Source organism: Brachyspira catarrhinii, from assembly GCF_005518285.1.
Lineage (GTDB): Bacteria > Spirochaetota > Brachyspiria > Brachyspirales > Brachyspiraceae > Brachyspira > Brachyspira catarrhinii.
In genome coordinates this window covers 1-7,193 of sequence record NZ_SJDU01000091.1, presented here as the reverse complement: position 1 = coordinate 7,193, position 7,193 = coordinate 1, and the positions used below count along the sequence as shown (strand labels likewise).

Genomic DNA, 7,193 nt, shown 5'->3' with positions numbered 1-7,193 from the left:
ATTGTCTTATAATCCGAATTTGGGTTCGGCTATAAGTTTGGTATTGATAGTAATATCTTTATGCGCGATTATGCTTATGCAACAGATAGACGACAACGATGAAGAAATTAAGGATATGCTTTTATGATAAACAAATCTATTTTTAAAAAAATATTTTTAAGATGCTACATAGCTTTTATATTTTTATTCTTATACGCTCCGATAGCCGTTCTTATTTTCTTTTCGTTTAATAAAGCGAGAGGAAGAGGAATCTGGACAGGCTTCACTTTAGATTGGTATAAAAGATTATTTTCAAACGAACTTATTCTTCAATCTTTTTTTAATACTATAATAGTAGCTATAATTTCTTCCGTAGTCGCAACGATACTTGGAACAATGGCTGCGATTGGAATCGGGAATTTCAATAAAAAAATGAAAAGCGCGATTATGGGAATAACTTATATATCTATAATAAATCCAGAAATTGTAACGGGAGTTTCTTTAATGCTTTTATTCGTCATAATGAAATTAAAATTTGGATTTACCACTTTAATACTCGCCCATATAACATTCAATACGCCTTATGTGATATTGAATGTTTTGCCTAAATTGAGACAGCAGGACAGCAGTTTATACGAAGCGGCTTTGGATTTGGGATGTCCGCCGTTTTTGGCTTTTTGGAAAGTCGTTGTCCCCGATATTTTGCCAGGTATAGTAGCTGGTTTTCTTATGGCTTTAACTTATTCTTTGGACGATTTCGTTATAAGTTATTTTACTACGGGAATAACATCTCAAACTCTGCCGATTACTATTTACTCTATGACGAGAAAGAGAATAAGCCCCGAGATTAACGCTATTTCAACCGTGATATTCGTTATAGTTCTTGTAAGTTTAGTTATAATGAATTTAAATGAAATTAGAAAAGAAAAATATTTGATTCAATTAAAAAGAAAAGCTAAAAGCAAAAATTATTAAATAGATAATAAAAAATAAATAAAATAAAAATTATAGGAGATTATAAAATGAAACTAAAAAAATTATTATTGTCGTTTGTATTAATTGCAAGTCCAAACATGCTAACCGCTCAAAATATAGACTTAAGCAAATTGGATTTAAATTATTATAAAAAATTTAAAGGACAGAATATGATTCTCAATGTTTATAATTGGGGAGAATATATTTCGGACGGCTCGGACGATTCAATCAATATAAATAAAGAATTCGAAGAGCTAACGGGAATAAAAGTCAACTATTCGACTTTCGCATCGAACGAAGAGCTTTATGTCAAATTAAAAGTCGGAGGAATCGCTTACGATATAATAATTCCATCCGATTATATGATAGCGAAACTTATCAAAGAAAATTTGATTCAAAAATTAAATTATAAAAATATTCCCGCTCATACTAATATTCAACCGAGATTTTATAGAGAGATTTACGACCCGAACGGCGAATATTCCGTAGCTTATACTTGGGGAGTGAACGGAATAATTTATAATAAAAAATTGGTTGACGAAGAAAAAATAGATTGGGATATTCTTTTTAACGAAAAATACAAGGGAAAAATTCTTATGTATTATAATCCGAGAGACGCTTTCGGAGTGGCTCAAGCGTATTTAAATTATTCTCTAAACACTACAAAAGAATCTGAGCTTAGAGAATGCGCGAGAATATTGAAAGAACAAAAACCTTTGGTGCAGGCTTATGTTATGGACGAGATTTACGATAAAATGGAATCGGAAGAAGCTGCTATCGGCGTTTATTATGCGGGTGATTCTTTGACTATGATTGACAATAATAATAATTTGAATTTTGTCATTCCTCCAAAAGGCGCTAATCTTTTCGTTGACGCTTTATGCATTCCCGATAACGCTCAAAATATTGAAGCCGCCGAACTTTATATTAATTTTTTATGCGAGGGAGAGGTTGCGCTTGCAAATATAGAATACATTAATTACGCTTCGCCGAATAACGCCGCCATAAGTATAATGAGCGAAGAGACGAAAAACAATAAAATAATTTATCCTCCAAGCGAAATATTGGATAATTGCGAAGTTTATATAACATTGCCAGAAGAGACGAATCTTTTGATGGAAGAACTTTGGAATGAAATTTTATCGAACGACATTATATATAGCGGTTGGGTTGTTCCTTTGTCTTTGGCGATTATAGTCGCTTTATGCATAACGATAATTATTTTGAGGAAGAAAAAAAAGAGAGAAAGTTAAAATTTTATTTGATTTTTTATATTTAATCTTAAATTGACAAATATATTTATTTAAGTATAATTTTTTAATTGAAATATAACGGAAAATAAATTATGTCTAAAAAAAATAAAAAGGCAAATAATAATATTTCATCGGGAGATATAGTTAAAAATAAAAAGGCTTTGTTTAATTACGAATTGCTTGAAAAATACGAAGCGGGAATAGTTTTACTCGGAACGGAAGTCAAATCGTTAAGAGAGCGAGCGGTAAATATGTCGGACAGTTACGCGTCTTTCAAAAAAGGCGAACTTTTTATAGTCAATATGCATATTTCTCCATATCATTTTGGAAACAGAAATAATCATGAGCCTTTGAGAGAGAAAAAACTTTTAATGAAGAAACGAGAAATAAAAAGATTATTCGGAAAAGTTAAAGAACAAGGGCTTACTCTCATTCCGATAAGTTTGTATTTTAGTAAAGGAAAAGTAAAAGTCGAACTCGCGCTTGCCAAAGGAAAAAAATTGTATGACAAGAGAGAGACTTTAAAAAGAAAAACTTTAGACAGAGAAATGGAAAGATATATTAAAAGATAAGTTTCAAATTTTATATTACCGAACTATTGAAATACCTTTTAAATATTATAGAATGATTAAGTTAAAAAAGGAGCTATAAAAAATGAAATTAAAATTAATAATGCTATTTATAATAATTTCTTCTATGTCGTTTCCCGCTAATTTTGAATTTGCTTTTGGCGGAGGAGTAGAAGATTCTGCCGAATTTAGTTATGCATACGACCCCGCAACTAATGTTTGGTTATCAGAGTCAGGCTCAAGAATAGATAACGGTTTATCGGCAAACGCTTTTATAGATATTGGAGCTAATTTTGAACTGCCAAATACAAATATAGTTTTGAATAGCGTAAGCCTTTTATTTGAAACTGGATACCATTATTATATGAGAGTTAGAACGAGATACGAGGATTATCCTGAATATAAACATAGATTTTTCTATCACAATTTAATATTAGGAGTTATTACTAAACTCAATTTTAATAATGATATTTCTTTTGGAATAGGAGCAGGAATTTATCTCCCGCTTTATAGCGAATCAAGTAAAAGAAGATATGAAGTAAATATAGGATTAGCAAGTTATTATTATGATGGATATAAAAAATTTGACTTTAAAAAAATCTCATATATGTATAAAGTTCCTATTATGCCGTATATAAAACTAAATTTGGAAAGGAATTTATATATGTCGAAAAGATGGACTTTCAAGTTTGGAGCAAATCTTATATATAATTTTGGTATGGAATTTGATATGGATAAATTGAAATCTGGTTCTTATGGATACGGATACGATAAATACAAATTTTCATCTTTATCGGGTGAAGTTTTTATTGGTTTCGGTTTTGGAAGACCTAAATAAAATATAAAAATTTCGTCCGTTATTTTATTTGCAAATACTAATATTATATTTTATAATTGACATTTACGATAATATTTTAAATCGTTAATTAATAATTATTAAAAAAATTAAACATTAAATTATTTTGGAAAATGAAAATGGTAAAAAGAATTACATTACAAAACGGAATAAAAGTTATATTGGAATATATGCCAATTTTGGATACTGTTTCGACTGGATTTTTCTTTATTACGGGAAGCGCAAACGAAACTAAAGAAACTAACGGCTACACTCATTTTATAGAACATATGCTATTTAAAGGCACGGATAAAATAAGCGCAAAAGAATTGGTAAGAAAAATCGAAGGAGTCGGAGGAGTATTCAACGCTTTCACTTCGAGGCATTTAACTTCTTTTTATATAAATATAATTTCTAAATATTTTGAAAGAGCGATTGACACTTTGGAAGATATTATTCTTAATTCCGCATTCAGAGAAGAGGATATAGCGAAAGAAAAAAAAGTGGTTATAGAAGAAATTAAAATGGTAAACGATACTCCAGAAGAAACGGCATCGAGTCAGTTCTTTGCCGAAGCTTATAAAGGAACGGCGATGGCTTTTCCCATAGGCGGAAATATAAACAATATAAAAACAATAAACAGAGAAAAAGTCTATAAATATTTTAAGAAACATTTTAACGCTAATAATTTGGTAGTTTCGATTGCAGGGAAATTCGATATGGATTTGGCGATAAAAAAATTATCGAATATTAAACTTAAAAAAAATATTAAAACCGAAAATAAAGAAATTCCTTTTTTCTACAAAACTATGGCAAAAGAAAGAGAAGATTTGAATCATGTTTATTTTTCTTTATACGCTCCTTCTTATAAAGCGAGCGATGATAAAAAATATAGCATGAATATTTTGAACGATATTTTTGGAGTAAGCTCTTATTCGAGATTGTATCAAAGCGTGCGGGAAAATAAAGGGCTTTGTTATAATATTTATAGTTCGGCTACAAGTTTTATTAACGGCGGACTGTTTGAAATAACGGGTTCTACGAGTTTGAAAAATTACGAAGAGACTATAGAAACGATTTACGGAGAGATAAATAAAATAATAAACGAAAGAATAACGAAAGAAGAATTGGAAGAATCAAAAGAAAGTTATAAAAGTTATATGGCTTTCAGCAAATTAAACGCGAATTATATAATGAATAAAAACGCTCGAAACGAAATTTACGCTTCAAAATATATGTCGTTTAAGGATATTTACAAATCTATAGATAAAGTCAATATAAAATCGGTAAACGAAGTTATTGACGAAAAATTATCTGAAAAAAAATTCTTTTTAACTTCCGTTGGTCCTAAAGGCGCGAAAATTATAAGCAAAAATATAAATAAAAAATTGAATCTTAATTAATAAGTAATAATCTTGATTTTTAAGAAATAGAAAAATTTTATTTAAAAATACGAGGTTTTTTCCGTCTTTTTAAAAATGTGTAAGAATTAGAATTTTTATTTATTGTTTAATTTTTTTTATCATTAGGATTTATTTGTTGAATTTTTTCAAAACATTTTGATGATTTTTTATTGTCATGTTTACCATAAACTATACCTAATTTCTTTAATATATCAATATTTTTAGATAACTCAAAAGCTTTATCAAGATATTTATTTTTAGTGTATCTTGGATTATATTCTTTTTGATTAGTAAAGATTGATATAACGCCTAAATCAAAATATGCTTCCGCAACTAAATTATTAATTTTATTCTCAAAATATTTTTTCGCTTTTTCATGTAATTCAGTTAATTCTTGTATAGATAATTGTAATTTTCCATTACCTTCAAGTTCTTTAATTGCTTTATCAACATTATTTTTAAATTCATCATCAAAAATAAATTCATAAAAGCCATTAGCCGCTTTCTCGTATTTTTTATCTCTTAAATCACCCATCGCTATATAAAATTTATGCATAAAAATCTCCTTTGTTTTAATATATTTTATAATATACAAGAGACTTAATAACTATTAAATCTCTTGCATTATTATTTCTTAATTTATTTTATCTCCCGTAAAATCCTCCATTATATGTGGCGGTATAGTATTAGTTCCTCCTTTCTTGTCTTTATCTGTATCTATTATATTCTTAATAGATAATTTAAGTCTATTGGTATAATGATAACCACTAACAAGAGTTTTAGTATATTCTTTATTAGTCCATACACCTTCTTTCTTGCTAGATTCAGTACCATAAGTATCTGTTAAAATTAAACTATTTCCTTTTATTATTATATAATCATTTAGACGACTAATAGGCACACGCCCACTTGTTTTATAATAATAAACATTTCCATTAAAATTAAAAGTATCAGGAGACCCAAAGCTATAATATTTTTTTTCTTTATCAATATATGAATAATAAGGTCTATATGGATAATAAGGTTTTTCATCTGTTGAATAATATTCATCCTGCACCTTCATTACTATAGAGGCTATCCTACTATAATCGCTTCCACCATAAGGTTCATAACCTTTATAATCGTTAGAAATTACAGCTAAATAGACAGACTGATTGGTAGGGTTGCAATCATAATATAATGCTAATATATCTGCGTAATAAACATAAGCGCCCAATTTTTCACTTAATGTTTTGTCTTTAGTATAGATATACCAGCCCGAAGGTCTTTCCACATTATATTTTACATTGATTTCGTCCACTAAATAGCCTTTAACCGTATCTATCATAACCGTTTTATCTGTAAAATTATAAACGAAAGTATTAACCGAAGATTTAATTGTAAGTATTTTAGTTTTAGCATCCCAAGTCAAATCTTTTAAATCTCCCTTATCTGTATTAATATTATTTACCTTAAGTTTAGTTTTCTCGTTTAACTGTATTTCTAAAGAATCGTTTTTATTCAAAAATAGCCTTGAATTCGTATAATCCACTTGTTTTCTATAATCGCTACCGCCTGAAACTTCCGATGCATGTGTTTCCAATACAAAATAATATTTATAATCTTTACCTATACTCGTATCAGGGTCAGGTTCGGTAGGGTCTGGTTTAGACGACTCATTCTTATTAGCATTTTTTCCGTCTATAGTTATAGAATTTGTATTGCTCGGATTAAATATAATATCTCTGCCGTCTATGGTTTTTATAGTTATTGTATCTCCATTAAAAACATTATCATATTTATTATCTTGTAATGGAATATCTACATTATTGCTACTAACCGATACGGTTCTATCGGATGCGTTAATTGTTAATTCCCATTTATCGCCATTCAATGTGTATATATATGAGCCGCCTTGAATAATGGTATTTGGTGGAGCATCCCAACCGTCATATCCGTCTGTGTCTCCGCCTACGCCCGTAACTTTTTCATTGCTACAAAACATTACGACTAAACATATAAGTAGTAATAAAATAAAGCTTAAAATAGTGAGTAATTTTTTCATGATGAAACCCTCTCTTTAATTGAAATTGAAAATAATTTATAAAAACGCTTAAATAAATAAACGCTTTTTGCAAACTGAAATTTAATAAATTCAAAAAAGAATTTGAATAAAGTTTTAATGAACAAATAGAATAAT

General features: G+C 28.7%; 7 protein-coding genes. 5 read left to right on the top strand and 2 right to left on the bottom strand.

What is annotated here, in order from left to right:
* The first annotated feature begins 138 nt into the window (after positions 1-138).
* The 5 genes from EZH24_RS04945 to EZH24_RS04925 all read left to right on the top strand — a co-directional run bounded on the left by EZH24_RS04945 (position 139) and on the right by EZH24_RS04925 (position 5,014).
* The gene (locus EZH24_RS04945; protein ID WP_137998013.1) at positions 139-954 is read left to right on the top strand and encodes an ABC transporter permease; all 816 of its coding nucleotides are present in this window, start codon (positions 139-141) and stop codon (positions 952-954) included.
* Positions 955-1,001: 47 nt separating this feature from the next.
* Entirely contained in the window at positions 1,002-2,207 is a 1,206-nt protein-coding gene (locus tag EZH24_RS04940; RefSeq protein ID WP_137998012.1) for an ABC transporter substrate-binding protein, read from the top strand.
* Positions 2,208-2,299: 92 nt separating this feature from the next.
* Positions 2,300-2,779 carry an SsrA-binding protein SmpB gene (gene smpB / locus EZH24_RS04935; protein WP_137998011.1) on the top strand — a complete coding sequence of 160 codons (480 nt, stop codon included), beginning with the start codon at positions 2,300-2,302 and terminating at the stop codon, positions 2,777-2,779.
* An 82-nt stretch (positions 2,780-2,861) separates the two neighbouring features.
* Positions 2,862-3,614 carry a hypothetical protein gene (locus EZH24_RS04930; protein WP_137998010.1) on the top strand — a complete coding sequence of 251 codons (753 nt, stop codon included), beginning with the start codon at positions 2,862-2,864 and terminating at the stop codon, positions 3,612-3,614.
* Positions 3,615-3,751: 137 nt separating this feature from the next.
* Positions 3,752-5,014 (top strand): M16 family metallopeptidase, encoded by a 1,263-nt coding sequence (locus tag EZH24_RS04925; protein ID WP_137998009.1) that lies wholly within the window; start codon positions 3,752-3,754, stop codon positions 5,012-5,014.
* A 106-nt stretch (positions 5,015-5,120) separates the two neighbouring features.
* On the opposite strand, the gene EZH24_RS04920 is transcribed toward EZH24_RS04925, so the two are convergent.
* Positions 5,121-5,570 carry a hypothetical protein gene (locus tag EZH24_RS04920; RefSeq protein WP_137998008.1) on the bottom strand — a complete coding sequence of 150 codons (450 nt, stop codon included), beginning with the start codon at positions 5,568-5,570 and terminating at the stop codon, positions 5,121-5,123.
* Between the two features lie 78 nt (positions 5,571-5,648).
* Positions 5,649-7,058, bottom strand: a complete 1,410-nt coding sequence (locus EZH24_RS04915) for a hypothetical protein (RefSeq protein ID WP_137998007.1) — start codon at positions 7,056-7,058, stop codon at positions 5,649-5,651.
* Positions 7,059-7,193: the final 135 nt, after the last annotated feature.

Excerpts from the sequence above, each read along its gene's own strand:
- smpB (WP_137998011.1), top strand. The coding sequence starts at position 2,300 with ATGTCTAAAAAAAATAAAAAGGCAAATAATAATATTTCATCGGGAGAT.
- EZH24_RS04930 (WP_137998010.1), top strand. The coding sequence starts at position 2,862 with ATGAAATTAAAATTAATAATGCTATTTATAATAATTTCTTCTATGTCG.
- EZH24_RS04925 (WP_137998009.1), top strand. The coding sequence starts at position 3,752 with ATGGTAAAAAGAATTACATTACAAAACGGAATAAAAGTTATATTGGAA.
- EZH24_RS04920 (WP_137998008.1), bottom strand. The coding sequence starts at position 5,570 with ATGCATAAATTTTATATAGCGATGGGTGATTTAAGAGATAAAAAATAC.
- EZH24_RS04940 (WP_137998012.1), top strand. The coding sequence starts at position 1,002 with ATGAAACTAAAAAAATTATTATTGTCGTTTGTATTAATTGCAAGTCCA.
- EZH24_RS04915 (WP_137998007.1), bottom strand. The coding sequence starts at position 7,058 with ATGAAAAAATTACTCACTATTTTAAGCTTTATTTTATTACTACTTATA.